The organism is Neobacillus sp. PVCKKU3, assembly GCF_058323225.1.
In genome coordinates this window covers 1-26,993 of record NZ_JBLVQN010000056.1, presented here as the reverse complement: position 1 = coordinate 26,993, position 26,993 = coordinate 1, and the positions used below count along the sequence as shown (strand labels likewise).

The 26,993-nt window shown below is 42.5% G+C and carries 29 protein-coding genes; 1 reads left to right on the top strand and 28 read right to left on the bottom strand.

The window, feature by feature from the left end; translation table 11 throughout:
- Positions 1-3: 3 nt before the first annotated feature.
- The 18 genes from mfd to metG form a co-directional block, all read right to left on the bottom strand.
- Positions 4-3,540 carry a transcription-repair coupling factor gene (mfd, locus tag ACNQGS_RS26255; protein ID WP_491489956.1) on the bottom strand — a complete coding sequence of 1,179 codons (3,537 nt, stop codon included), beginning with the start codon at positions 3,538-3,540 and terminating at the stop codon, positions 4-6.
- 86 nt (positions 3,541-3,626) lie between these two features.
- Positions 3,627-3,857 (bottom strand): anti-sigma-F factor Fin, encoded by a 231-nt coding sequence (fin, locus tag ACNQGS_RS26250; RefSeq protein ID WP_213148323.1) that lies wholly within the window; start codon positions 3,855-3,857, stop codon positions 3,627-3,629.
- Positions 3,858-3,982: 125 nt separating this feature from the next.
- Positions 3,983-4,546: an aminoacyl-tRNA hydrolase gene (gene pth, locus ACNQGS_RS26245; protein WP_491489954.1), complete on the bottom strand. Its 564-nt coding sequence runs from the start codon at positions 4,544-4,546 to the stop codon at positions 3,983-3,985.
- Positions 4,547-4,784: 238 nt separating this feature from the next.
- Positions 4,785-5,420 (bottom strand): 50S ribosomal protein L25/general stress protein Ctc, encoded by a 636-nt coding sequence (locus ACNQGS_RS26240; RefSeq protein WP_491489952.1) that lies wholly within the window; start codon positions 5,418-5,420, stop codon positions 4,785-4,787.
- A 231-nt stretch (positions 5,421-5,651) separates the two neighbouring features.
- On the bottom strand, positions 5,652-6,608 hold the full coding sequence (locus tag ACNQGS_RS26235) for a ribose-phosphate diphosphokinase (RefSeq protein ID WP_213121142.1): 957 nt from the start codon (positions 6,606-6,608) through the stop codon (positions 5,652-5,654).
- 24 nt (positions 6,609-6,632) lie between these two features.
- Complete coding sequence (glmU, locus tag ACNQGS_RS26230) at positions 6,633-8,006, bottom strand: bifunctional UDP-N-acetylglucosamine diphosphorylase/glucosamine-1-phosphate N-acetyltransferase GlmU (RefSeq protein WP_491489950.1); 1,374 nt, start codon at positions 8,004-8,006, stop codon at positions 6,633-6,635.
- Positions 8,007-8,327: 321 nt separating this feature from the next.
- Complete coding sequence (gene spoVG, locus ACNQGS_RS26225; protein WP_003347151.1) at positions 8,328-8,618, bottom strand: septation regulator SpoVG; 291 nt, start codon at positions 8,616-8,618, stop codon at positions 8,328-8,330.
- 152 nt (positions 8,619-8,770) lie between these two features.
- Complete coding sequence (ridA, locus tag ACNQGS_RS26220; RefSeq protein ID WP_213148327.1) at positions 8,771-9,145, bottom strand: 2-iminobutanoate/2-iminopropanoate deaminase; 375 nt, start codon at positions 9,143-9,145, stop codon at positions 8,771-8,773.
- Positions 9,146-9,161: 16 nt separating this feature from the next.
- Positions 9,162-9,980 (bottom strand): pur operon repressor, encoded by an 819-nt coding sequence (gene purR / locus ACNQGS_RS26215; protein ID WP_491489948.1) that lies wholly within the window; start codon positions 9,978-9,980, stop codon positions 9,162-9,164.
- 54 nt (positions 9,981-10,034) lie between these two features.
- Positions 10,035-10,904 carry a 4-(cytidine 5'-diphospho)-2-C-methyl-D-erythritol kinase gene (gene ispE / locus ACNQGS_RS26210; protein WP_213148329.1) on the bottom strand — a complete coding sequence of 290 codons (870 nt, stop codon included), beginning with the start codon at positions 10,902-10,904 and terminating at the stop codon, positions 10,035-10,037.
- 258 nt (positions 10,905-11,162) lie between these two features.
- Positions 11,163-11,351, bottom strand: coding sequence for a small, acid-soluble spore protein, alpha/beta type (locus ACNQGS_RS26205; RefSeq protein WP_423800294.1), 189 nt, complete (start codon positions 11,349-11,351; stop codon positions 11,163-11,165).
- Between the two features lie 188 nt (positions 11,352-11,539).
- Complete coding sequence (veg, locus tag ACNQGS_RS26200) at positions 11,540-11,803, bottom strand: biofilm formation stimulator Veg (protein WP_213121148.1); 264 nt, start codon at positions 11,801-11,803, stop codon at positions 11,540-11,542.
- A gap of 243 nt (positions 11,804-12,046) precedes the next feature.
- The gene (gene yabG / locus ACNQGS_RS26195; RefSeq protein WP_491489947.1) at positions 12,047-12,937 is read right to left on the bottom strand and encodes a sporulation peptidase YabG; all 891 of its coding nucleotides are present in this window, start codon (positions 12,935-12,937) and stop codon (positions 12,047-12,049) included.
- A 98-nt stretch (positions 12,938-13,035) separates the two neighbouring features.
- Positions 13,036-13,914 carry a 16S rRNA (adenine(1518)-N(6)/adenine(1519)-N(6))-dimethyltransferase RsmA gene (gene rsmA, locus ACNQGS_RS26190; RefSeq protein ID WP_491489946.1) on the bottom strand — a complete coding sequence of 293 codons (879 nt, stop codon included), beginning with the start codon at positions 13,912-13,914 and terminating at the stop codon, positions 13,036-13,038.
- A complete protein-coding gene (rnmV, locus tag ACNQGS_RS26185; protein ID WP_491489945.1) occupies positions 13,907-14,467 on the bottom strand; it encodes a ribonuclease M5 in 561 nt (186 codons plus the stop codon). Before rnmV ends, rsmA begins: the two co-directional genes overlap by 8 nt.
- 181 nt (positions 14,468-14,648) lie before the next feature.
- Positions 14,649-15,830, bottom strand: a complete 1,182-nt coding sequence (locus ACNQGS_RS26180) for a ubiquitin-like domain-containing protein (RefSeq protein ID WP_464492218.1) — start codon at positions 15,828-15,830, stop codon at positions 14,649-14,651.
- Between the two features lie 238 nt (positions 15,831-16,068).
- On the bottom strand, positions 16,069-16,836 hold the full coding sequence (locus tag ACNQGS_RS26175) for a TatD family hydrolase (protein WP_491489943.1): 768 nt from the start codon (positions 16,834-16,836) through the stop codon (positions 16,069-16,071).
- Between the two features lie 112 nt (positions 16,837-16,948).
- Positions 16,949-18,907, bottom strand: a complete 1,959-nt coding sequence (gene metG / locus ACNQGS_RS26170) for a methionine--tRNA ligase (protein WP_491489941.1) — start codon at positions 18,905-18,907, stop codon at positions 16,949-16,951.
- A 485-nt stretch (positions 18,908-19,392) separates the two neighbouring features.
- On the opposite strand from metG, the gene abrB reads away from it, so the two are divergent.
- Positions 19,393-19,677, top strand: a complete 285-nt coding sequence (abrB, locus tag ACNQGS_RS26165) for a transition state genes transcriptional regulator AbrB (RefSeq protein ID WP_423800287.1) — start codon at positions 19,393-19,395, stop codon at positions 19,675-19,677.
- A gap of 74 nt (positions 19,678-19,751) precedes the next feature.
- Here abrB and rsmI read toward each other — a convergent pair whose 3' ends face one another.
- The 10 genes from rsmI to ACNQGS_RS26115 all read right to left on the bottom strand — a co-directional run bounded on the left by rsmI (position 19,752) and on the right by ACNQGS_RS26115 (position 26,791).
- A complete protein-coding gene (gene rsmI, locus ACNQGS_RS26160; protein WP_491489939.1) occupies positions 19,752-20,630 on the bottom strand; it encodes a 16S rRNA (cytidine(1402)-2'-O)-methyltransferase in 879 nt (292 codons plus the stop codon).
- A complete protein-coding gene (locus ACNQGS_RS26155) occupies positions 20,602-20,895 on the bottom strand; it encodes a GIY-YIG nuclease family protein (RefSeq protein ID WP_213148337.1) in 294 nt (97 codons plus the stop codon). Before ACNQGS_RS26155 ends, rsmI begins: the two co-directional genes overlap by 29 nt.
- Positions 20,882-21,625, bottom strand: a complete 744-nt coding sequence (locus ACNQGS_RS26150) for a tRNA1(Val) (adenine(37)-N6)-methyltransferase (protein WP_491489937.1) — start codon at positions 21,623-21,625, stop codon at positions 20,882-20,884. The genes ACNQGS_RS26155 and ACNQGS_RS26150 overlap by 14 nt, the downstream gene beginning before the upstream one ends.
- A gap of 61 nt (positions 21,626-21,686) precedes the next feature.
- Positions 21,687-22,064, bottom strand: coding sequence for a DNA replication initiation control protein YabA (gene yabA, locus ACNQGS_RS26145; protein ID WP_213121158.1), 378 nt, complete (start codon positions 22,062-22,064; stop codon positions 21,687-21,689).
- A 13-nt stretch (positions 22,065-22,077) separates the two neighbouring features.
- Positions 22,078-22,905 carry a PSP1 domain-containing protein gene (locus ACNQGS_RS26140; RefSeq protein WP_423800284.1) on the bottom strand — a complete coding sequence of 276 codons (828 nt, stop codon included), beginning with the start codon at positions 22,903-22,905 and terminating at the stop codon, positions 22,078-22,080.
- A 2-nt stretch (positions 22,906-22,907) separates the two neighbouring features.
- Positions 22,908-23,906, bottom strand: a complete 999-nt coding sequence (holB, locus tag ACNQGS_RS26135; RefSeq protein ID WP_491489935.1) for a DNA polymerase III subunit delta' — start codon at positions 23,904-23,906, stop codon at positions 22,908-22,910.
- Between the two features lie 32 nt (positions 23,907-23,938).
- A complete protein-coding gene (darA, locus tag ACNQGS_RS26130; protein ID WP_213121161.1) occupies positions 23,939-24,268 on the bottom strand; it encodes a cyclic di-AMP receptor DarA in 330 nt (109 codons plus the stop codon).
- A 119-nt stretch (positions 24,269-24,387) separates the two neighbouring features.
- Positions 24,388-25,023, bottom strand: a complete 636-nt coding sequence (gene tmk / locus ACNQGS_RS26125) for a dTMP kinase (protein WP_491489933.1) — start codon at positions 25,021-25,023, stop codon at positions 24,388-24,390.
- 26 nt (positions 25,024-25,049) lie between these two features.
- Positions 25,050-26,495: an aminotransferase class I/II-fold pyridoxal phosphate-dependent enzyme gene (locus ACNQGS_RS26120; protein ID WP_491489931.1), complete on the bottom strand. Its 1,446-nt coding sequence runs from the start codon at positions 26,493-26,495 to the stop codon at positions 25,050-25,052.
- Positions 26,496-26,572: 77 nt separating this feature from the next.
- Entirely contained in the window at positions 26,573-26,791 is a 219-nt protein-coding gene (locus ACNQGS_RS26115; RefSeq protein ID WP_491489930.1) for a sigma factor G inhibitor Gin, read from the bottom strand.
- Positions 26,792-26,993: the final 202 nt, after the last annotated feature.

Here is a 26,993-nt window from a genome sequence, read left to right as displayed (position 1 = left end):
CTGTTAATTCACAGGATTTCCCTGTTCTTTTTTCGCCAAAGAAATTCCCTTGACCATTTCAAACACAATATTAAGCCATTGTGCAGTCTCAAGGTCCTTTGTTTTAATCATGATTTTCAGCTTACGTCCTTCCATACCCGGGGTAACGGCTCTTCCGAAGCGGTTGCCAATATGGAAAAGCTTGCTGCCTTCAATCGTGTTTGTCATTTCTTCGGTTAATAAAATCGTGACATCCTGCTTGACCTGTTTAATCAACTCTACTCCATTTTGGATGGCGTATACCTTCATTTCGGCAATTTGGAATAGGAAGCCGACCTCGTCAGGATATTCACCAAAGCGGTCAAGCATTTCCGACTGCAGCTCGTCAATATCCTCAAGTGCCAAAGCTCCTCTGAAGCGTTTATACATTTCGATTTTTTGATGGCCGTCCCGGATATAGGAATCTGGAATATAGGCATCAATTTCAAGGTCAATTTCTACTGTTGGTTTTGCCTCGGCCTTAAGGTCACCCTTCCGTTCCTCAATCGCCTCTTTAAGCATTTGCGAATAAAGGTCAAACCCTACCGAATCAATAAATCCATGCTGCTGGGCACCGAGTAAATTTCCCGCACCTCGGATGGACAGGTCCCGCATCGCAATTTTAAAACCGGAACCTAACTCGGTAAATTCTTTTATCGCTTCGAGACGTTTTTCAGCTACCTCTGTCAAAACCTTATCCTTTCGATAGGTGAAATAAGCATAGGCCACCCTGTTTGATCTTCCGACCCGGCCCCGGAGCTGATAAAGCTGGGAGAGTCCCATGCGGTCGGCATCATGGACAATCAAAGTATTAACATTCGGTATATCGACACCAGTTTCAATGATGGTCGTACTGACCAGGACATCGAAATCACCCGCCAAGAAACCCAGCATCACCGATTCAAGCTCGTTTTCCGACATCTGGCCATGAGCAACGGTGACCCTTGCATCCGGCACCAGCATGGAAATTTCCTCTGCCTTACGGTCGATATCCTCGACGCGGTTATATAAAAAGTATACTTGTCCGTCGCGGGCAAGCTCGCGCTCAATGGCTTCCCTGACTAAAGAACCGTTGTATTCCATCACATATGTTTGCACAGGGAAACGATTTTCCGGCGGCGTTTCAATGACCGATAAGTCCCTGACACCAAGCATCGACATGTGCAGCGTTCTTGGGATTGGTGTCGCCGTTAAGGTTAACACATCAATATTCGTTTTCAGTTTTTTGATTTTCTCTTTATGTGTAACACCAAATCTTTGTTCCTCATCAATAATTAATAACCCCAAATCATGATAAACAATGTCTTTTGACAGCAGGCGGTGGGTGCCAACAACTATATCAACAGTCCCTGCCTTCAGACCTTTGATTGTTTCTGTTTGTTGTTTTTTTGTACGGAACCTGCTTAATAAGCCAATATTAATCGGAAAATCTTGAAATCTCTCTCTTAATGTTTCATGATGCTGCTGTGCTAAAATCGTCGTCGGAACAAGGAAAGCCACCTGCTTACCGTCAGCAATCGCTTTAAAAGCGGCGCGGATGGCCACCTCTGTTTTCCCATAACCGACATCGCCGCATAATAACCGGTCCATTGGCCGCGGCCGTTCCATATCCTTTTTGATTTCATGAATCGACCGAAGCTGGTCATCTGTTTCACGGTAAGCAAACGATGTTTCAAACTCCCGCTGCATATCTCCGTCCGGCGTAAAGGCATAACCGACTGCCGCTTCCCGCTCGGCATATAATTTGATTAAATCGTCGGCAATATCCTCTACCGATGATTGAACCTTTTTCTTTACCTTCTTCCAATCAGTGCCGCCAAGTTTATAGATTTTCGGCTCTTTTCCTTCGGAACCGACATACTTTTGGACAAGGTCGATTTGTTCTACAGGTACATAGAGTTTATCTGTCCCTTGATAGCGGATATGTAGATAATCCTTATGAATCCCGTTTATCACAAGAGTTTCAATGCCTAAATACTTTCCTATTCCATGATTCACATGAACAACATAATCGCCAATCTTCAACTCCGAGTAGCTTTTAATCCGCTCGGCATTGGATAGCTTTTGACGGCTGGAGGGCCGTTTCACCCGTTTATTAAAGAGCTCTTCCTCCGTAATAACGGCAATTTTCTGAATTGAAAGTTCAAACCCTGTCTGTAGATTTCCTCTTATAATCTGAATCTTCCCCGGTAAAAGCTGCTGGTTCTCGGAGGTAATACTTGCGTCAATTTCATAGTCTTCGAGCACCCGTTCTAGCTTAGCAACTCTCTCTTCATTAGCCCCTAAAAATAAAATGGTATAATTCCCTTTTTTCCATCTATCTATTTCTGATTTCAACAAATGCATCTGCCCGTGAAAATTCTGCATCGACCGGCAGGAAATATTAATAATATTTTGCGGGCTTGTATTAGCCACATGCCGTAAAAATAACGACATATAAAGAATTGGAAATTGCTTTCTTTGCAAAAACGCCTGCAAATCGTGGGATATTTGTACATCATGGATAATTTGCCCCTCAGCAAGCAAAGCTGTATACCACTCTGCCTCCTCTTTCACAAGGGATTCATTCATCTCTTGAATCCTGCTGATTTCATCAATTATAACCAGCCCGTTCTTAGGCAGATAGTCTAGTAAACTATTAGGGGTTTCATAGGCCAATGACAAGTATTTAAAAACCTGATCAGGCTTTTGGCCATTTTTCAACTGCTCGAGCTCAAAGCTGATATTTTGGCTAAGCTCAATTTTTGCTTTATCATTTTTTAATTTCCTTAGACTAATCCCTAAACCATCTTCTATTTTTCCAACCATGCGGCTGTAGTGTTCTGCCTCTAATAATACCTCTGTTGCTGGTCCGATAAAGACCTCCGACACCTTTTCCTTTGACCTTTGGTCTTCTAGAGAAAAATAACGAATTGAATCGATTTCCGTATCAAACAGTTCAATACGCAGCGGGTTTTCCTCTGTTAATGGATAAATATCAATGATGCCGCCTCTTACACTAAATTCTCCCGGTGTGGATACCATTTCTCCCCGTACATATCCCATTTGCACGAGAATGTTTAACAAGGACTCAAGATTGATATCTTCTCCTACTTTTAAGGAAAGCTGGTATTTTTCCCACAGTGATTTTGGAGGGAGGATTTTCTTTAATCCGGCAATCGGGACAATCATAATTCCCCTGGTCTGTTTGCTCCAATAATTTAAGGCTTCCATCCGCTGTGCCTTGAGCTCTGGACTGGCAATGCTCATTTCAGCAGCAATCAACTCATTTGCAGGAAAAAGAAAAACTTCCTTTTCATTCACTAAATTTGCAATGTCATCATAAAGTTTTTGTGCCTGCAGAAGATTATGGGTGACAACCATTATGGGTCTTTTCATTTTTTCGTAGATTGCAGCTGTAAGCACTGTTCTCGACGAGCCGGAAAGGCCCGCAATAAGCTGTTCCCTTAAGCCCTCTTCCACTCCGGAAATAACCGAGTAAATATCTTCCTGCTGAAGAAATAGTGATTTTAACCCCTCCAAGGTTTCTCCTCCTCCCGTACATGTTTGCTTCTATCAAGTTCATTTCTTAAATAGAAAAACGCTTTGGATTTTCCCTCCAAAGCTGGTTAATGAATAAGATAATCATATTGGTGAAAATCTGGATTCTTCTCTAATGCTTCCTGACAGTCCTCGCAAATTGCCTTTATATGAATTTCTCCCGAATTATCATAAGTAACCATATCCTGTCTCTCTTGGTCCGTTAATCTATGAAGCCCAAGCGCTTCCGAATGGATCGATGTTTGCTGAATTGAACCAAGATTTGAGCCACAATGCCGGCAATGGTAATGGATGGCCATACAATCCCTCCTGATCTCAAGATTCTCTAATAATAGTATGAACCTTGCAGGAGGAACTTATTCATTCTCCACTCTCCCGTTTCTTGTCTTTATTGTATGAGAGATACTTCTTTATCATGAACAATTCACTGATTATAATCGTTCATAACCTGCAAAAATGGCCTTTCCAGCCATGCCTCACAGGCATCGGCACTTTTTTCCACCGCTTCTTTGATTGGCTGCTGCTCTTCCGGACGGAACCTTCCTAGCACATAGTCAGGAACACTGATTCCCGGAGGGTGCGGCCGGTCAATTCCAATCCGGATACGGTTAAAGACTTGAGTGCCAAGATGGGCCACTGTTGATTTTATTCCATTATGACCGCCTGGACTTCCCTTTTGCCGTAGGCGGATTTTCCCAACCGGCAAATCCAGATCATCATAGATAACGACCAGATCGTCTAGCTCTATTTTATAATAATCCATCACCGCACTGATAGATTCACCAGATAAATTCATATAGGTCAGCGGCTTTAGCAGCAATACCTTTTCCCCTTTGTGATTGCCCATGCCGTACAATCCTTTAAACTTTGACTGATTAAGGGGGATTTGCAGCCGGTTAGACAATTCGTCAATAACTTCAAAGCCGACATTGTGCCGGGTTTGGTCGTACTGCTTCCCGGGGTTGCCTAAGCCAACAATTAATTTCATAGGGACTCCCGCCTCCTCTTCCTGTTTCGCCCGCCTGTTAAAAAATTTTTTTAACATTGTCTACTCCCGTATCTATTTGTTATGTAAATGAAAACTCGCCGATTGGCGAGTCCGATAGGACGAAGACAGAGGGGTAGTTGAATTTATGCGTTAAGAACGTATAAAGCTTTCGACAGAAAGTTTATACGTTCTTATTAGCCAACAAAAGACGTAACCTAAAGCTAGGTTACGTCTATTTCTATTCTTTCCCTTCAGGCTCTGTCTCCCTGCCTTCTTCGTTGTCAGGGTGGCCGCCCTCCTGCTGCTCGCCAGCATTAATCTCCTCTTCTACCTTCGGAGGCAGAATGGAGGCAATTACTTCACTATCCTCATGATTAATCGTAAAATCAAACGCCGGAATATCCCCCGCCAGAATAGTTTCGCCTACCTGCAAATGAGAAACATCTACTTCAATCTGCGGCGGAATATTGTCTGGTGTAGTCGTAATGGAAAGCTGATGCAATGGCTGCTGCAGAACGCCGCCGTCCTTCACGCCGGCTGCTTCTCCAGCCAGAACAAGTCTTACATCAACTGTTACTTTAGAAGACTTATCAACGGCCAGAAAATCAACATGAATAACTTCTTTTTTAATGGCATTCTCTTGGTAAGCAGTTAATATAACATCCTGTTTACTGCCATCAACATCGAGTGAAATGATTCCGTTTCTGCCTACAGCGCGAATGGTTTTTGTAAAATCAGCCCCACTGACTAACACCGGCTTGCTCTCAACCTTTGCTCCATATACCACAGCAGGGATATTGCCGTTATCGCGGATTTTCCTCAATTCCGAACGGCGCAGGTCCTTCCGCTCCTTCGCTTGTAAAACAGTACTCATGTATAGTCCACCTTCCTATTTCATTTATCTATATAAAATTTCCCCAAAAAAGGAAGGTCTAAACATATTTGTACTGTTTCTTTTAAAGAAAACTCGCCAATTGGCGAGCCCCTAAGGGCGGCAGAGGCGTAGTTGCACTTATGCGTTAAGAACGTATAAAGCTTTCGACAGAAAGTTTATACGTTCTTATTAGCTTAGAAAAGCGGGGACTGTTCACCTGTTCGCATTAGATTAATCAAACAATGTGCTGACTGATTGCTCTTCGTGGATGCGAATAATCGCTTCGCCGATTAATGGCGCAACAGATAAGCTTTGGATTTTTTCAATTTTCTTTTCTTCCGGAAGATCAATAGAATTTGTTACAACCAATTCTTTGATTTTGGAATTCTGAATTCTTTCAATGGCAGGGCCCGATAAAACTGGATGTGTACAGCAGGCATAAACTTCTTTTGCCCCGTTTTCTACTAACGCGTTAGCGGCAAGGGTAATCGTCCCTGCTGTATCAATAATATCGTCAATCAAAATGGCAACTTTGCCTTCAATGTTACCAACAATATTCATAACCTCTGCCACATTTGGTCTTGGACGGCGTTTGTCGATAATTGCGATAGGCGCCTTGAGGCGTTCAGCCATTTTTCTTGCTCTCGTTACGCCGCCATGGTCTGGCGAAACAACCACAATATCACCATTTAATTCTTTATTTCTAAAGTATTCCGATAAAATCGGCACACCCATAAGATGGTCGATCGGAATATCGAAAAATCCTTGAATCTGCGGTGCATGCAAATCAAGGGTCAACACGCGGGTCGCACCGGCAGTCTCAAGCAGATTGGCCACTAATTTCGAAGTGATTGGTTCACGGGCGCGCGCTTTCCGGTCCTGACGGGCATAGCCATAATAAGGCATAACAATATTGATTGTTTTGGCAGAAGCCCTCTTTAGCGCATCAATCATGATTAATAGTTCCATGATATTTTCATTTACTGGTGCGCTTGTCGATTGGATGACATAGACATCACAGCCGCGGATACTCTCTTCAATATTAATTTGAATTTCACCATCACTGAATCTTGTAACCGAGCTCTTTCCAAGCTCTACCCCAATTACCTTGGCAATTTCTCTAGCTAGTGCAACATTGGAGTTTAAACTAAATACCTTTAAGTTTGGATCTAAATATTGGTTCGACATGAGGGCCCTCCATTTTAATTTCGCTTATTTCTTTATATTAAGCTTTTCAACATAATTTTCTTTATTCACTTGATGTGCTCTGGCAATCGCCAATGCATTGCCTGGAACATTCTTTGTGACAGTGGAACCAGCAGCCACATAGGCTCCTTCGCCAATCGTGACCGGGGCAACCAAGTTGGAATTACAGCCAATAAACACATGATCTTCAATCTTTGTTAAATATTTATTCTTGCCATCGTAATTCACCGTAATAGAGCCGCAGCCGATATTGACGTCGCTGCCAACCTCCGCATCACCGATATAGCTGAGATGGGACGCTTTGCTTCCTTTACCGAATACAGCCTTTTTGATTTCCACAAAGTTGCCGATTTTCACCTCATCAGCAATTGCAGAATCCGGGCGGATATGGGCGAACGGCCCAATATTGACATGGGAGCCAATCGAACTATTATAAGCGGCAGATTGACGGATAACCGTCTCATCGCCAACATGACAGTTTGCAATTTCTGTATGTGGGCCAATGATGCAATCTGCCCCGATAACAGTGTCACCTTTTAGGATTGTTCCTGGATGGATAACCGTATCAGGTCCAATTTGTACATCTGCTTCGATATAGCTGTTTTGCGGGTCAATAATGGTTACCCCATTACGCATTTGGGTTTCATTAATGCGCCCACGCATAATCCGTTCTGCTTCTGCCAATGCCACGCGGTCATTAACCCCTAGAGTTTCATCCAAATCTTCAGTTTGGTAAGCTGTAACGATTTCTCCCTGCTTTTTCAAGATTTCAATAACGTCCGGTAAGTAATATTCTCCCTGCACATTATCATTTGAAACATTTTTCAGGGCATCGAATAAAGCCTGATTATCAAAGCAGTATGTTCCTGTGTTTATTTCATTGATTTTCCGCTCTTCTTCCGTGGCATCTTTATGCTCCACGATTTTTTCAACAAAACCGCTTTCATTGCGAACAATACGGCCATAACCAGTAGGATTGTCGATTTTTGCCGTAAGAATCGAGGCTTTTGCCTTTGCCTCTACATGCTCTTTAAATAAAGCCTCCATCGTTTCTGCTTTAATGAGCGGCGTATCTCCGCATACGACTATCGTTGTTCCTTCTTTCCCCTCAAGCATGCTGGCAGCCTGCATCACCGCATGAGCTGTCCCTAGCTGCTTTTCTTGAAGGGCATACAGACTCTCATCACCTAATTGGGCCCGTACCTTTTCAGCACCATGGCCGATGATGGTCACGATATCCTTAATATCAAGTTTTTTGACTTGATCTACAACATGCTGTACCATTGGTTTTCCGCACACTGGGTGCAATACCTTATAAAGCTTTGATTTCATCCGCGTTCCTTGCCCGGCGGCCAAAATCACAGCATAACGATTAGACATGGACTGATCCTCCATTTAATTAACCTTTTTATCCCGCATTAACGGGCAGTAAGCCCCGCTGGGCCAACTGCCCGTAAAAGCCCGATTCTGTTCAACTAACAATCAGTGGATAAAAACCACCCACTGATTGAAGTTTCACTTTATCCACTAAAAATATTATCGTATATGGGGTTTCATTTCAAGGAATGAACGAAATGTGTCTAATGTCATAATATTGTGCTTTTTTGAGATTAGGAAAATTACTTTTGAGGGAGGATGAGAGGGGGGTTTTTAAAAAATAAAAAGAGCCTTACTCAGAAGAAAGGCCCTAGTTGATTATCTTCAGGAAGCTCCGGCTTCTTCGAATTCTACTTCTAATTCACCTAAACGGTGGTACTCAGCCAATACAGCTTCTTGGATTTTTCCACGTGTTCCTGAATTGATTGGATGCGCAATATCACGAAATTCTCCATCAGGAGTCCGTTTACTTGGCATAGCGACAAACAAACCGTTGTTTCCGTCAATAACACGAATGTCGTGAACAACGAACTCATTATCTAATGTGATTGATGCAATCGCTCTCATACGACCGTCAGTATTAACTCGGCGTAGTCTTACGTCAGTTACTTCCATGTGCTCACACCCTTTTCTCAATGTTAGATTAATAATTCAACAAGATTTTGCGTTTTCCTTCTTTATTTTTAAAAAATTTTTTGAAAAATTAGGGCAAATTGGTGAACATTTGTAAATTTTGGCTTTTGGCTGACAAAAAAAAAACGCCCGTATTATTTTACGAGCGCTACTACTTCGATTTCAACTAAGGCGTCTTTTGGAAGACGAGCCACTTCTACGCAGGATCTGGCTGGTTTGTGGACGGAAAAATATTCTCCATAGACTTCATTAACTTCGGCAAATTCGTCCATGTTTTTGATAAAGACAGTGGCCTTTACGACGGTTTCTAATGAAGCACCAGCTTCACTCAGAACAGCCTGCAAATTGCGGAACACTTGATGTGTCTGTTCTTTTACATCCCCTGTTACCATTGTTCCTTCAGCAGTTAACGGAATTTGTCCAGAGCTGTAGAACATATTGTTTACAATAATACCTTGCGAGTATGGGCCGATTGCAGCCGGGGCTTGATTGGTTTGTACAACTTTCATCGTATATTCCTCTCCTTTACCTATCAAAAAAGTTTCCCACTTCGACATTGATACTTTTTTCTTTAACATCTACATACGATAGCTTAACTAACGATAAGTAGTCATCCACTAACCGGTCCTCAGTTTTCTCCGCTTCGACTAAAACAGCAATCCCAGCTACGTGGCCGTTGAACTCCTCAAGCATGCTTACCATACCTAAGACTGTACCGCCCGCCTTCATAAAATCATCAACAATAAGGACATTTGCCCCTTCCTTCATGCTTCGCTTGGAAAGAACCATTGTTTGTATCCTTTTGGCTGAACCTGACACGTAATTAATACTGACAGTCGGCCCTTCCGTCACTTTGCTGTCCCTTCTGACAATTACGACTGGAACATTTAATTGACTGGCAACCGCATACGCGAGCGGGATGCCTTTTGTGGCTATTGTCATGACGACATCAATTTTTGCATCCGCATAGGCCGAAGCAATGATTCTTCCTGCCTTTTGAACCACCTGCGGACTGCCTAAAATATCAGTCAAATATAAATAGCCGCCAGGCAACAGCCGGTCAGGACTGCCGATAAGCTGACAAAGTTCATGAATGAAAGGCTCAGCTTCTCTCTTGCTTACCTTGACGAAAAATTTAACACCGCCCGCTGCTCCTGGTACAGTTTGCAGCGTTCCGATTCCCCTTTCTTCAAGCGTCTCTTTGACAATGGCCAAATCTTCACTGATTGAGGACTTTGCCGAAGAATAACGCTCCGCAAAAAAGGTTAGCGGCACTAACTGGCGAGGATGATCGAGAAGATAACTTGTCATATCTATCAAACGTTCACTGCGGCGAAATTTCATAACAACCTCCCGAATCCGAATATTCTAATTAAAGGATACTATTATTGTGCGCCTTTAATCAAGCGTATGCCGTTCACCTAACATTCTTACTGCAAAAACCTGGTCACAAAATCCGCGCAGGCCATTATAAATTCGATGCATTCTGGAATCGTGCTGAACCAGCCCAAAAACGGTCGGACCGCTGCCGCTCATTAATACCGCATCTGCACCGAATCGTTTCATTTGGTCTTTTATTTGTGCTACCTCTGGATGAAGGTGTAAAGTTACTTCCTCTAGCACGTTGCCAACATGCTGGCACACCTTGTGATAGTCATTTTGCCCAATGGCATTGATCATTTCGTTTATATTTGGGTGGGTGATTCCGTTTACATCCAAACGCCGATATACCTCAGCAGTTGAGACACCGATGAACGGCTTGGCCAAAATAACCCAGCATGTTGGCGGCGCTGGCAGTTCGGTGATAAATTCCCCTCTGCCCTTTGCCAGCGCTGTCCCACCGTACACACAAAAGGAGACGTCTGAACCAATTTCACTGCCAAGCTCGGCCAGTTCATCCAACGTCAGCCCAAGATTCCATAGCTTGTTAAGACCCCTTAAAGCTGCTGCTGCATCGCTGCTTCCCCCTGCCAAGCCAGCCGCAACGGGGATTGTTTTTTCAATGGAGATTGATACACCCTTCTTTACATTAAAACGGTTTTTTAGCAGCAATGCAGCCTGGTAGGCTAAATTACGCTGGTCATCAGGCACGTACCGATTATGAGAAAGAATATGTATTTTATCCTCCTGTAACAAGGAAAGTTCAACCCGGTCGGCTAAATCAATGGTGGTCATAATCATTTCAACCTCATGATATCCATCGGGCCGTTTATGTAAAACATCCAGTGCTAAATTAATTTTAGCCGGTGCTTTAACTAAAAGCTTCACGCTCGTCCACCTACTTTTACAAATATCCTAAGAGACAGGCTCCTTTTGCCTGCATTCCTGCTTTCCGAATCCATATATTGTCCTATTTTACCACAAAACGACAATTGTAAGACGTGAATCCTATCAAATTTTATATTTTATCATAGTTTTGCTAAGAAATAAGTGATATTTTTAGCCAAGAAAAAAAGCCGGAGAAAATTCTTCGGCTTTGCTGCGGCGTTTAAGTGTTTAAATAAATAGCGGAAGTTCTTGTGGGAATTAAGATTTATGCGAGTTCCTGTTGATTAATTGCTGCTGGGCAAGCTCGATGGCCCGCTTTACCATGTTCCCTGCATCTTTTGCCCGGATGCCGCCCCAGCCCTCTTTTTGGACAACATCGTAAAATCCAAGTTCTTTTGCTAATTCTTCTTTAAAGCGTTCGGACATCATTCCTCTTCTTCTGCCCATCTAAACAACCCCTTTCCTGTCGCAGCATTATTAGTATGAGATAATTTGGGATATTAAATAATTTTTTAATATAGGTCTGTTGATTTCGCTCCAATCAACAGATAGAAGAATCAGCAAAGGAGATTTAGTTCTTTTTGAACAGCAAAAAGCAGTAAACCTTTGGTTTACCGCCATGCGTTGATTATATTCTAGCTTAAAGCTGCATTTCCTGCTGCCTCTTCATAGAAGGTAATTTGAACGGTTTCGGTTAAAACATCCGCATAGCTGTAAGAAACTCGTTCGAATGCATTCTCATCCTGATCCAGTTCGATGACAAAAACAGATGGGTATGTCTCTGCTAGGACACCGGAACGTTCAATTGTTTTTCGACGTCCCCCGTTGGCCTTTAGTAACAACCTTTTCCCTAAATTGGAGTCCAGGGACTTTTTAATATCCGCTAAGGTTTTAGTCATTCGGTCCACCTCACTATGTAAAGTATATCACGCTGACATACTTATGTCAAACAAAAATATAAATTATATCAGTCCGACAAAAAGATTGTCAATATTTTTTGTTCTGTTTTTTTTGCTAAATTTCAACATTTCTAGCGTTACCTGAAATGTTTGGGAATATGTATCAAGGGAAAAAATAAACCCATTAGAGCATAGCGAAAGTAGTTTAGTATTGATGACTAGCTTTTCGCCTCTCTAATAGGCCTATTCCTCCTCTTGAACGGGGTGATAGGGCATTCCGGTTCTGAGTACTCCCTTTGTTTCTATTCCTCCCAGTCCTTTTTCGCCTGTAAGTGTATTTCTCAGCACATCCCAAACGTTGATTCTTTCCATAAAAGGGGTAAAACTGATTTTGGCGACGATATAGACCGGGTCAAGAGCGTGAATGTTGATCCTAGATGGGGAGCTGGCAAAGTTTGCGCCGGCATGAATAAGCGATTCAAAATGAGATTGGCATGCGCCCGCAAAGATGACAAGCTGGTCCAAATGGGGCACTTTCCTTCGCGCTTCCTTAACCGTTTCCACAAAGTGTTTAGAATGGCGGTACGCATTGATATCGGTCATCTTCCCTTTTGCTTTTGAATAAGCATCATGTCCGGTGACAACGAGAATGTCGGGACGATAATAGTCCATGTAGCCGCCAATTTTCGCAGGCATCTCTTTTTCATTGCAATGAATCCCTAAAACAGGAACACCGATTTTTTCATATAAGGCCATGCATTTTTTTAAATAGGCAGGGTCGCCATCTAGGTGAAGGACTTTTCCGGGGATTTGAAAATAGCTGCTCGGCTTTACATAGCCGCTGGTGGCTTCGTATTCCTGCCTCTCCCTCAATAAATCGACATCCTGTGTAAAAAGCCTTAAGGATTGCTCCTCGAGCGTCCGGTACTCCTTCGTGAGCTTTAGCCGCTCATTTGGATTGATTACCATCAAATCTTGATATGGGGCATCTGCCACTAGGCGAAAATCCTCGCCATAGAGGATCACCACTGTCTGGCCACTAATTTTTTGTATATCGATAACCCGAAAGAGAATATCGCAATTATATGAACGTCTGCCGACAATATCATTTATTTTTATATCCACTGTCGTCACTCCAATAAGACCGCAGGTAAGGCCTTCAAATAAGGTTCTTTGATAGGCTATGCATGGGTAGTTGTCCTTGTGAAAAAAAATAGACCTTTTTAAAAGGTCTATTGGAAGTATGCATATAGTTCGTCGCTTAGTCGGCCAAACTCTTCGAGGGACAGTGTTTCCCCTCTTCTTGACGGTTCAATGCCGCTGGCTGCCAAGGCCGCAAGGATGTCCTCTTTCTTTTGTTTGCCATCCGGCAGACCACTTGTTAGGTTGTTTAATAATGTCTTTCTTCTTTGGGCAAAGCTCGCCTTTGTCACCTGGAAAAAGAAGTTCTCATCCTTTACCTGGACAGCACGGTTTTCCCTCCGTGTCAGCCTGATGACCGCAGAATCGACGTTTGGCTGCGGGACAAAAACCGTTTTTGGCACAATCATGACGGTCTCCGCTTCAGTATAATACTGAACAGCGATGGATAGAGAGCCGTAGTCCTTCGTTCCAGGCTTGGCAGAGATCCTGTCCGCTACTTCCTTTTGGAGCATACAAACGATGCCGCGAATCGGCAAATGCTCTTCAAGCAGCTTCATAATAATCGGCGTCGTTACATAATAAGGCAGGTTAGCAACCACCATCAAATCGGAAATGCCAGCAAATTCAGCAGCAATAACCTGACCGACATCAGCCTTTAACACATCATTATGAATGACTTTTACATTCGGATATGGTGACAACGTATCTTCTAAAATTGGCAAAAGCCTTTGATCAATTTCAAAAGCAACGGTCTTTTTGCTCGAACGGGCCAGCTGTTCCGTTAAGGCTCCGATTCCTGGGCCAATTTCAATGGCCCCTGATTCGTCGGTAAGCTCCGCAAAGCTGACAATTTTTTTTAATATATTTGTATCGATTAAGAAATTTTGCCCTAGGCTTTTCTTAAAGGAAAAGCCGTATTTTTCTAAAATAGCCCTTGTTCTCACAGGGGTAGCGATATCTTTATCCATTACTCTCCTCCTGACGCACCTTGCTTAGTGCCTCGGCAAATTCCTGTTTGCTGATTTGAAACATCATGAGGCGCTTATGTAGCTGCTTACCGTTCGTATAGCCGATTTTTAATAGCTTCCCTAATTGGATTCTGCGTTCCTTAGCGCCTTCCCCGCCGATCAGGCCGGCAGTGATTAAATCATCCTGGCTGATTTCCTCTAAAATATCTTCATGCATGACTTGTGCATCTTTTAAAGCTGCCCTGATTGCTTCCGGTGAGGCATGCTCAACTCCGATTCCTTTATCTCTTTTTGCAAGGGCATCCTCTTTTGCCAGGAAGGCATGTTTACAGCCCGGAACTTGCTCAGCAATTGTTTTTCTTATTTTTTCACCAGGGTAATCGGGGTCGGTAAAAATAATGACTCCCCTTGTTTCCTGGGCGCGTTTTATTTTTTCAATCGTGGTTTGATTAACTGCGGAACCGTTCGTTTCAATCGTATCCGCTTCGACTGCCCGATTGATGGCAGTTGTGTCATCCCTGCCTTCCACCACGATAAATTCTTTAATTTTCATTTTTCCTCCAAAAAAAAATAAAATTGAAAAAAAGTTGAAACATTTTTGTAATGTCCATCGTCTATATTTACGAAACCATTCATAAACTTTAGTAATCATTTGCTTAGGAGTTCGTTGTTAAGTATAAAGAAATTTTAAGAAAAAGTAAAAAAGCAGGGGTTTCCCCCTGCCGCAAAATGAATTACTGCAATATCGTAATCTTTACTTTTTTACGTCCCCATCGATATGCATCAGCTTTTGAAGGCATAAAGACATCGATTTTATACCCTTTTATGGCTCCGCCTGTATCGGCAGCAACCGCATAGCCATAGCCTTCGACATAAACCTTCGTGCCAAGCGGAATGATATTTGGATCAACGGCAATTATTTTAGCGTTCGGGTTAGAGCGCAAATTAAAACCAGTTGCAGTCCTTCCTGAACAGCCATTACAATAGGCTGTATACGCTGTTGACGACACGTATAGCTCTCTTCCTGCGGGAACCTCTCCACGGGAAACTTGAAGGGCTAAATCCTTCGTCCCGACAGCCACAACTCTATCCTGTTTTGCTGTAATCATCTGCTCACTGATTAACTTCCTTGATACCTCTTTACCATTTTCGATTAGGACTTCATATTGTTTGGAAACGAGCCCTTTTCTACCTTGAGAGATGGTCTGTTCTTTCCCTTTGTCAAGGCTGTCATCCCTCTTGGTAACCACGGCAAATTCAACAGGTTCTTCCACTACATCGGTGACTTTTTCTACACGAATGACGTTAACAACACCATTCTCTGCTATGGTTTCTGTTAATGGCGGTTCAACTCGGTCTAAATCGTTTAGTTTAGTGCCCTGCTGCGTTAAAAAGTCAGCGACCGTAGTCGAAGTGGACCAGACTGCTTGCTCTTTTCCGCCGTCAATGAAAGTCAGATGATAGGCCTCAGTGACGCCGATTTTCATCTTATTTGTGATTGCCGTTTGCGGTCCGGGTGAAACTTTATCGTGCTCGTTTAAAACAATATGTTGTTCTTTCAAAGCCTCCGCTACAGTCTCAGCTGTAGTCCAAATCGTTTTCTTCTCGTTGTTCTTGACAATGGTAACCTGTTTCGCTTGCAGCCAGACGATATGTAGGTTTTCATTTACCTTCGTACTCGCCTTTGGATACAAGTAGTCTTGGGAGCGCATTGTAACATCCAGTTCATCCAATAATTCCTTAATGGTATCTGCATGCGTTTTGATGACCTTTTGTTCGCCATTAAGAGTAATTGCCACCGTTTTCTTTGATCCTTCATAAAAAAGAATTCCAAGAGTTGTTAGCAAAACTACGAAACTAGCAAAAGCAATGGTCAAATTCCTCGCACTCCAAGACTGGAAAAACAGGCTTTTCATGTTTTTGAATACGATGAAAAACGCCTCCTTTTCTTTTTGGAGATATAGTGAAACCATGCCGCCGGCTGTCAACCCTTGCATACCCTGAGAACATATTCCTAATTATGCACATAACTGGAAATTTTGCAAAGGAAAACTTATCGACACGGTTATCCTATGTTGAAAAGGAGACGTGTAGAACTTTTAGTTATCGGAAAAAATTTGGACAAGCTTCTTACAGTTTCGACAAATTCCCTTATCAGTTTATGGCGAAACATTTTTTAGCATTTTGTGTCGTTGCCTCAGCTACCTCTTCGTACGTTAATCCCTTAATTTCGGCAATTTGCTCGGCTACCAGTTTTACATAACTCGGTTCATTGCGTTTCCCCCGAAATGGATGCGGCGCCAAATACGGGCAGTCTGTTTCAATCAACAGTTTATCGATTGGAATCTCAGCGGCTACCTCTTTCGGTTTTTTGGCATTTTTAAAGGTAACAGGGCCGCCCAGCGAAATATAAAAGTTCATGTTCACACATTCCTTTGCAGTCTCCGCGCTGCCGCTAAAGCAATGCATAATCCCGCCTACTTCTGCCGCGCCTTCCTCCTTTAATATCTCAATAATATCTTGAGTTGCTTCACGGTTGTGGATGACAATCGGCAGCTTTACTTTTTTAGCCAGCCGGATTTGCCTTCTGAACACGTCCTTTTGAATGTCCTTTGGCGACTTGTCCCAATGATAATCTAATCCCATTTCTCCAATTGCGACAACTTTTGGATGGGCCGCCAACTCTTCAATCCATTTTAGATCCTCTTCCGTCATATCGATCGCATCTACCGGATGCCAGCCGACACAGGCATAAATAAACTCATAGCTTTCGACCAATTCCATCGCTCTTGTAATGGTCGGGCGGTCAAAACCAACAACCACCATATTTGTTACTCCTGCTTCCTGGGCCCTTGCAATTACCTCTTCAAGGTCCTCGTTAAACTGTTCGGCGTTTAAATGGGCGTGTGTGTCGAATAACATAAAATCCCCTTCTTTCCTTTTTTTCCAACATTTTACTCCTTTTCACCTTAAACACGAAAAAAGGGAAATTTCCACGAAATTTGTTTCACGTGGAACATTTCCCCATTTATTTTTATTTTACCTTTGAGCCATTCGGCAGTGTTTGGTCCACTGTTGCCAGAGACAGCTGCCCGTCTTTGGAGCCAGCCAAGATCATTCCTTGAGATAATTCACCACGCAGCTTAACCGGTTTTAGGTTTGTGATGCAGATTACCTTACGTCCTACCAATTCTTCTGGTTTGTAGTACTGGGCAATTCCTGATACAACTTGGCGTTTTTCATAGCCTAAATCCAACTGAAGCTTTAATAATTTATCAGCCTTCTTAATAGGTTCTGCCTGGATAACCTCCGCTACACGCAGGTCAATTTTCATGAAATCATCAATGGCGATTTCTGCAAGTTCTTCAGGCTTCTCCTCTTTCTTTTCTTCTGCTGAAGGTGATGGAGCCGTTCCGCCTTGCATCTTAGTCTTGATAAATTCAACTTCCTCAGCGATTTCTAGTCTTGGGAACAATGGTGCGTCTTTTTCAACCTTTGTCCCACTTGGAATATTGCCGAATGTTTCAAGGCTTTCCCATGTTTTTAATGCTGCGTCGTTCATTCCTAACTGTTTAAAGACGCCATTCGGTGTCCGGGTTAAAAACGGCTGAAGAAAAATGCCAATCCGGCGCAGCGATTCTGCTAAATGAACCATTACGCTCGCAAGCTCGTTTTTCTTTGCCTCATCCTTCGCTAACGCCCATGGCTGTGTTTCATCAATATATTTATTTGTTCTGCTGACTAGCTGCCAAACAGAGCTTAACGCCACAGAAAATTCCATTTTTTCCATCGCTTCTTCATACTTTGTGATGGTTTCCCGATTTGTTTGGAGCAAGGACTCATCGAATTCACCAACAGAACCGGCATAGTCAGGAATAACCCCATTAAAGTATTTTTCAATCATCGCCACGGTCCTGTTCAGGAGGTTTCCAAGGTCGTTCGCCAAATCAAAGTTGATTCTTTCGATAAACCCTTCCGGAGTGAAAACGCCATCTGCTCCAAAAGGAACCTCACGTAACAGATAGTAGCGAAGCGCATCAAGGCCATAGCGGTCAATCAATGTCACTGGATCGACAACATTTCCCTTTGACTTCGACATTTTTCCATCCTTCATTAACAGCCAGCCATGGGCAAATACCTTCTTTGGCAGCGGAAGGTCGAGTGCCATCAGCATAATTGGCCAATAAATAGTGTGGAAACGGACAATTTCTTTACCGACTAAATGTACATCTGCCGGCCAGTATTTTAAGTAGTTAGCGTCGTTTTCTGTACCATACCCAAGTGCGGTAATATAATTGGAAAGCGCATCAATCCAAACATAGATGACATGCTTTGGATTGCCCGGCACCTTGATGCCCCAGTCAAAGGTTGTCCGAGATACGGCCAAATCCTCAAGTCCTGGCTTAATGAAGTTGTTGATCATTTCATTCTTGCGGGATTCCGGCTGGATAAATTCAGGATTCTCCTCATAATATTGCAGAAGTCTGTCCACATACTTGCTCATTCTGAAAAAGTACGATTCTTCCTTTACTTTTTCGACCGGGCGGCCGCAGTCCGGGCAGTTCCCGTCAACAAGCTGGCGGTCAGTAAAAAAGGATTCACAAGGCGTACAGTACCAGCCTTCATATTGATCTAAATAAATATCGCCCTGCTCAAGCAGTCTGGCAAAGATTTTTTCGACAACCTGTTTATGCCGATCCTCTGTTGTCCGGATAAAATCATCATAGGAAATATCAAGCTTTTGCCAAAGCTCTTTAATTCCGCCAACAATTTCATCGACATATGCCTGCGGGGTCACACCTAATTCTTGCGCTTTGCGCTGAATTTTTTGTCCGTGCTCATCAGTACCTGTTAGATATCTTACATCAAACCCGCGCAAGCGCTTATAACGGGCCATTGCATCCCCTGCAACCGTCGTATAGGCATGTCCAATATGTAAATTACCGCTTGGATAATAAATCGGTGTCGTAATATAAAAAGATTTTCCCGCCATTTGTATCACTCCTCTAGTAATAGACAATTAATCCCCATCTAAACATTATTGCCCTTTTTTATTGGTCTCTAACATCAAAATATACCGAAAATTACGTTTTTGTGCAAGAAACCGGCATTTCGATGAATTCCATTTTTTAAAAATTTTTTCCAAAACACACCCATAAAATTCCCACAAACTACGAAACTTATTTTTGAAATAAGATAGGATTTTGTAGAATTTTGTCGAATTGTCGAATTTATGTCCAATGACTAATATTAGTTATCTATAATGTTAATGATAGTAATTATTGAATAGAAATTCAAAAATCCCTTATTATATCAACCTTTTGTAAATGGGTAAAAATTCCTTATTATTTTTCAAAATTAAATAATTGACGAATTTGGGAAACGCTGGTATTATGAATATATGAAATTTTTGTCGAATAATGACGAATTATAAAAGAGAAAAAATAATTGTTTAATAGTGAGAGGAGATTAAAAAAAATGAAATCTACTGGTATCGTTCGTAAGGTTGATGAATTAGGCCGCGTGGTTATTCCAATCGAATTAAGACGTACACTTGGAATTGCTGAAAAGGATGCTCTTGAAATCTATGTTGATGATGACCGCATTATTTTAAAGAAATACAAGCCAAATATGACTTGCCAAATCACTGGTGAGGTTTCTGATGATAATCTTGCTCTTGCAGGCGGAAAGTTAATCCTAAGCCGCGAAGGTGCAGAGCAGTTAATCAAGGAAATCCAAAGCAACTTTGAATTAGTAAAATAAGAAGACTTCCTTGCCAAAGGTAATCTCTTCTTTTATAAATAGACCAAGAGGCTGACATTTTTGTCAGCCTCTTTTTATGGTTCGATATGATATGCCTGGTAAACTTCCCGTTTATGTAATCCCCTGTCCTTCGCCGTTTGTTTAATGGCGTCTTTAGAGGACATATCTTTGTCAGTTATGTAGTGCCCGACATGCTCTTCAATCGTTAACTGCTCCCACCAAGCGGCCTCTTCGGGTTCCGGTATTTCGCTGGTTCCTTCAACGATGATGCAGAATTCCCCGCGGATTTCCTCTTCATTAGCCCATTGTAGGGCCTCTTCGAGATTCCCCCTGATAAATTCCTCAAACTTTTTTGTCAGCTCCCGGCAAAGGGCGACCTTACGGCTGCCAAGGACTTCAAGCATGAGGGCTAACGTATCCTTCAGCCTGTGCGGGGCTTCATAAAATATGATGGTAGCCGTTTGTCGCTTTAGTCCTTCTAATTGCTCCCGTTTTTCCTTTTTGCCGCGGGACAAAAACCCATAAAAATAGAAAGGCTGGCAGACAAGCCCGGAGGCAATTAACGAAGTGATTCCCGCATTTGCTCCCGGCAGCGGAACGACCGTCAGCATTTCGGCTGTGGCTTGCACGACAAGCTCGTAGCCAGGGTCAGAAATGGCAGGTGTACCAGCATCACTCACTAAGGCAATTTTGGCACCATCATTTAACCTTTGAATCAGCTTTTCCCCGCTCGTTTCTTTGTTATGTTCATGGTAGCTTACCACTGGGGTGTCAATTTCAAAGTAATTCAACAGTTTTTTTGTATTTCTTGTATCCTCAGCGGCAATCAGGTCTGCCTCTTTTAATATCCGTACCGCACGAAAGCTCATATCCTCCAGATTTCCAATCGGGGTTGGAACCAAATAGAGAATTCCCTTATGCTCCTCATTCGCAAAGCTCTTTTGCTGCCACATCATCATCACCTATCTCTCTCACTAAAAAATCCAACTTTTGTTTCCGTGTCAGCTTTTTAAAATGGTATTCCGCTCTTAGGGCATCACCCTTATTTTCAAATCCCTTATAATACGTCAGTTTAACCGGGCCGCGGCCCCTTGTATACTTGGCCCCTTTTCCATCATTGTGAAGCTGAATCCTGCGTTCTAGATTATTGGTATAACCCCCATAGAAACTGCCATCCCTGCAGGTCAGCACATAAAAATAATGCTCATTTTTCTCCATATAAAATCTCTCTTATTTCTGGGGTATATTCATCGTTATCTTGATAAACGATCAGCGGTGGAAGAATTTTCAGATCAGGACTTCCATCCTTAATGGCTTCGACTAATATCGTATTCGCTTCCTTCCCCATCTTTGGGTAAACAAATTGGATCCGCTTTGGTTCCAGCCTATATTGACGCATAAACGTTACGATATCCAATAGTCGCCCCGGACGGTGTACGAATGCTACTTTCCCACCTTGCCTGACAAGGTCGCTGGATGCCTTTATAGCATCCTCAAGCGTACAGAGAATTTCATGACGGGCGATCGCCAAATGTTCATTTGGGTTAATTTCTCCCTTTGATGGCGTCGTAAAATAAGGAGGATTGCAGGTAACCACATCAAATTTGCCGTATCCCAATTTTTTCGGAATATCCTTAATATCCCCAAGAATCATCTCCAGCCTATTTTCAAGACCATTATATTCAATACTTCTGACCGCCATATCGTAAAGGCGTTCCTGAATCTCCACCCCTGTAATTTTGCCCTTAGTCCTGGCACTTAAAAACAGCGGAATAACCCCGTTGCCACTGCAAAGGTCGATAAGGTTTCCTTTTTGGATGGGGACATAAACAAACCTTGCCAAAAGGACTGCATCCAGTGAAAATGCAAATACAGATGGACTTTGAATAATCCTTAAGTTCTCGGCCAGCAAATAATCTAAGCGTTCATCATCCCTCAAGTTAATCATGTTCATTCATTCCTTATCAAAGTATGAAAATAGAGGCTGATGAAAGGTCAGCCTCTTAACGTTATTTCTTATTTAGAAAAGATAGACAGAATAAACAGTCGCCTTCCTTGCGCAAACTGCCAAAATGAAGATTGCAGATATGAAATCCCTCTTGATAAAGGCGGGCTAGATTATCATAGCCTTCCCCGACATCAAATGGCTTTACATTGGGAGATGGCGTTTGTGCCGCCTCCTCTGCTTTTTTGCTGCTGCTATCCTTCTTCTCAGCTTCCGTGGTTACATCTAAACGGCGTCTTAAATGCTCATTTTCAAGCTTTAAACAATGATTTTCTTCTAGTATTTCAGCTAAGTGCTCCTTTAATTCCCCAAGCTGCTGGTAAAGATGGCCAATTTGTGTTTCCATATTACTTACTGATTCAAATATCTCTTTTTTATCCACGCCTTCCACCTCATTAATCTGTGGATTGTATCGAAAAGGCACCTTCTTTAATGATTTCATCTAGCGTATATTCCAGAACCCGCTCTTGTTCTGTCAATTCCACCTGAAGAACCCGCTCTAAAATATTCAAACCTACCACTTTTCCCCTGCCATTAGGAGTTTCAATGACTTCTCCCAAATCCGGCAGCTGTTCTTTAGCAGATTCGTATTCATCATTTTCATATTTTAAGCAGCACATAAGCCGGCCGCATAAACCTGAAATTTTGGTAGGATTTAAAGATAAATTTTGATCCTTTGCCATTTTAATCGACACAGGGTCAAAATCCCCTAAGAAAGTGGAACAGCACAGCATTCTTCCACACGGGCCGATCCCGCCAAGCATCTTGGCTTCATCGCGGACCCCAATTTGGCGCAATTCAATCCGTGTCCGAAAGATGGCTGCCAAATCCTTTACAAGCTCACGGAAATCAACTCGTCCATCCGCTGTAAAATAGAAAATAATTTTATTGCGATCAAATGTATATTCAACATCCACCAGCTTCATATCCAGTTGATGTTCAGTTACTTTTTCATTACAAACCTCATAGGCTTCCTGGGCCGCCTGCTTATTTTCCTCGACAATCATCCGATCCTTCTGGTCCGCAATTCTAACAACCTTTTTTAACGGAAGGACCACATCATGTTCCTCAACCCGCTTCCGGGCTATCACAGCCCTGCCATATTCCACCCCGCGTACGGTTTCGACAATGACAAAGTCATCTTTTTGAATTGGGAGGTCTCCAGGATCAAAATAATAGATTTTCCCCGCTTTTTTAAAGCGTACTCCTACAACATCATACAAATTCAAGATCCCTCCTGCAATTTAAGCACAAGCTGTTCCATCATCAGCTGAGGATTCATGTTCGCAGCAAGCTTTCTCTTCGCTTCGAGAATAGCTGACATTTGAGCCGTTAAGCGCCGCCTTGATGTTCTTAGAGCAAACTGCCGTATGCGTTCCAAATCATTTTGAAAAACAATTTGCTCCTGCTTATCTAATTGTATATATAATAAATCTTTAAAAATAAGAAGTAATAAGTCTAACCCACGTTGAATTTGTTCCTTCTCTTTAAAGTGCAAGAACCAATCGGTCTGAAGCGTGACCATCGCTTCGAGCGGATTTTTTTCTAACACCTCATATAATTTTACCACTATTTTTTGGGCTTGTGCAAACCATTCATCGACATTTAATTCTAGCGCCTCATCCAGACTATTGGTCAACTGTGCAAGTAGTGGGGCTTTATGCGGTGTTACACCATTTTCAACCAACTGACTTACCATTTTTTGCGGCGATAGCGGTTGGAAGGTTAAAGCCTGGCATCTTGAGAGAATCGTCGGAAGGATTTTCTGAGGCTGTTCGGTTAGTAATAATGCTGCCGTTTCGGCATTTGGTTCCTCGAGAAATTTAAGGAGGCTATTGGCAGCACTTACGCTCATCTTATCAGCATGAACTAGCATATAAACCTTTTTTAAGGATTCTACTCCCTTTTTGGAAAACTCCGACTGGAGGTTTCTGATTTGTTCTACCTTAATAGATTGACCGTCCGGCTCGATAATGTGCACATCTGGGTGATTCCCGCTATTGATACGCCGGCAGCTGCTACAGGCCTCACAAGGTTTATACCCATCAATTAACGATTCACAGAAAAGAGCCCTGGTTAGAAGTTCGGCGATTTCCTTTTTCCCCGTTCCTCTCATGCCCTCAAAAAGGTAAGCGTGAGCCACCCGATTTTTTAATAAGCTATTTTTTAACATGCGGAGGACCGCCGGCTGCAGCTCCTCCAGTTGATCCCAGGTTTTCACCAAGATTATCACTCACTAACTAAAGAATAGGAATTTTAGAAATGTAAAAACTGCTCAATCGGCAGCACGAAAACCGTTGCGCCGCCAACCTCGACTTCTACTGGATAAGGGACATATGAGTCGGCATTGCCGCCCATTGGCGAAACAGGTGACACTAGCTGGTCGCGGGCACGGCAGTTATCCTTAATAATCTGCAGAGCCCGGTCAACGCGAATATCTTCAGTACCGATTATGAAAGTGGTGTTTCCTGATTTTAAAAACCCGCCAGTGCTCGCCAGCTTTGTTGCTCTAAAATTATTTTCCACCAACGCCTTTGACAAACGATTGCTGTCCTGGTCTTGAACTACCGCAATAATAAGTTTCATAGTAAATCCGCCCTCTCCTTTAGAATTTCCGGCATTACTTATCCTTTATTATAACAGTTTCTTTGGGGACTTACATTCGCAATAAATTAGGAAGGTTTTCCTCGCTAGCAAAAAAAGCCTTATCGCGAAGGCTTTTTTTCCGTTAGCTTTGATTTGATTATGTCGAGTGTTTGTTGAAAAACATCCTCGATTGTTCCTGAGGCATCAAGTTTGATAATCCGGCCGGGGAATCGGTCTAAAAGGATATGATAACCTTCTCTCACCTTTTGGTGAAACTCCAGGTCTTCCAAATCCAAGCGGTTAACTTCTCTGCCTTTATTCTTATTAATTCGCTCCAGCCCAGCTTCCGGCTCAATATCAAAGTAAATCGTCAAATCCGGCATCATCTTCTCAATTGCAAATTGGTTAATCGTCCATACCTCTTCAATTCCTAATCCCCGGGCGTAACCTTGATAAGCCAGGGAGCTGTCAACGAAGCGGTCGCACAAGACAACTTTTCCCTCTTCTAAGGCAGGCTTTACTTTTTCAATTAAATGCTGTCTCCTTGCGGCAGCATAGAGCAACGCCTCCGTCCGCGGGTCCATGGCCGTATTTTCTTTTGCCAAAATGACGCGGCGGATTTGTTCCGCAATATCAATGCCGCCGGGTTCCCTTGTAACCATTGCCATTGGCAGCTGCTCAGCAACCATACTGAGGATTGTAGTTTTGCCTGCCCCATCAGGGCCCTCGAATGTAATAAACGTTCCGTTCGTCATCTATGAAACCTCCAAAACTGTATATCTTAAGTTGTCCAAAAAACCTTCAGCATACTTTTTCTTAATAAGGAACCACCTTGAAACCTTGCCCCCGTTTTCATCAGCCTATGTAAGAGTCTTAGCTTTTCAGCAGTGATTTGCTCTCCTTTTAACAAAAGCGGAATCCCAGGAGGATAAGGAATAATCGTTTCCGCACAAACCTTGTCCTCTGCCTCAGAAATAGAAATTTCCCACTCCTCATAATCGCCCATCTTTTTGAAAGGAATAGCTAACTCAGAAATCCGATTATTACTTAATTGAAATTCTTCCTCTTTCTCGTCACAATCACAAAAAATATCTTTTAAGGCCTCTTTTATTTTTGCAGCCGTTTCCCTAAAGGGATACTTTTGTTCATCTTTCAGTAGTGGAAGAATGAACAGGAGATTATTTGGATCTGCTAATTCTGTATATATGGAGTATTCCTCCAGCCTTTGCTGCAGCTCAAAGCCACTTAATTTGCTTCGTGACTGAAGCGTGATTTTTAATAAATCTCCTTGCTGATTTGGGTAGTCTAATACCTTAATCGCGGAAACATCGGTCAAATCCCTTTTAAATAAGTAAATCTCGCTTTGTAAAAATTCTAAATCCCTCTGCTCATAGGCTGCTAGATAGCCTCTCGCCAAATCAAGCGATGCCATGATCGGATAAGACGGGCTGCTGGACTGAAACATTTCCAAGTAACCCTTGATTTTTTTATTGTCAAGAAGACAGCTATTAAAATGCAAAAAGGACCCCATCGTCATGGCCGGGAGTGTCTTATGCGCTGATTGCACAACAATATCCGCACCAAGTTGAACAGCTGATGCTGGGAAAGGTTTTCCGAGGATAAAATGGGGCCCGTGTGCCTCATCCACTAGAACTGGGATGTTATGCCCGTGCGCCTCCTGAATAATCCCTTGCAAATCATAGACCACCCCGTAATAGTTTGGGTATGTCAATATAAGGGCTTTTGCATTCGGATACCGGGTGATGGCTTCTTTAACAGTCTCCACTGATATTCCAGAGGGAACCATCCATTCTTGGTCATATTCCGGCTCCAGAAATATGGGGCTTGCCTTGGCCAGCTGTATAGCATTCAGGACCGATTTATGGCTATTCCTTTGTACCAAGACCGTATCGTCCTCCGAGCACGCCGTTAAAATCATGGCAATATTTCCGACAGTGGAGCCATTTACAAGAAAGTAGCTTTTCTTTGAATGATAAAGCTGCGTTAAAAGGGCTTCTGCTTCTAAAATTGCTCCTTCAGGAGAATGCAAATCATCTAATCCAGTTAACTCAGTTGCATCCAGCTTTAAAATTTGTTTAAAGTGCTCCTGGGCATTCTCATCAAAAATAAGACCATATTTATGTCCAGGAACATGAAAAGAAACTGGTTTCCTTAATTCATGCTTTATTAACGCATCATATAAAGGTGTTTTCATCTGCTTAAACATTTCCTTACATCCTTGTTAAGATTCTAACCTATTGTCTCGTTTTAGGGAAAAAAAATAAAGCCCCAATCAGGACTTTGTTATGAAAATATTTCGGGCGTTGTAATTTTTCTAAGCTGTTTCAGATAATGTTTATATTTTGGATCGCTCGTGTCTGTTTGAATTAAATCATTTTCACATTCTGTGCAAATAAAAGAAGTGTATAGATGTATGCCTTTCGCTTTAAGATTCTCACAAATAACGCATGTTTCCCCCAAATGGTTATGTGCTAAGTTTGAATTCAATCGCTCCACCTCCATACACCCATTCTGCCCGATAACAAAAATTTGTATACAATTTTTCGAATTTTCGTATCCGCAATAATAATATATGTCGTCATTCACAATTGGGTGTATGTCTAATGTCGATTTTTTATTGATGCATGGGGACGGTTCTCGTGCATCACTCACACTTCATTTTCTAAACAAAAAAAGACAACCATTTTCAGATTGTCTTTTTGTT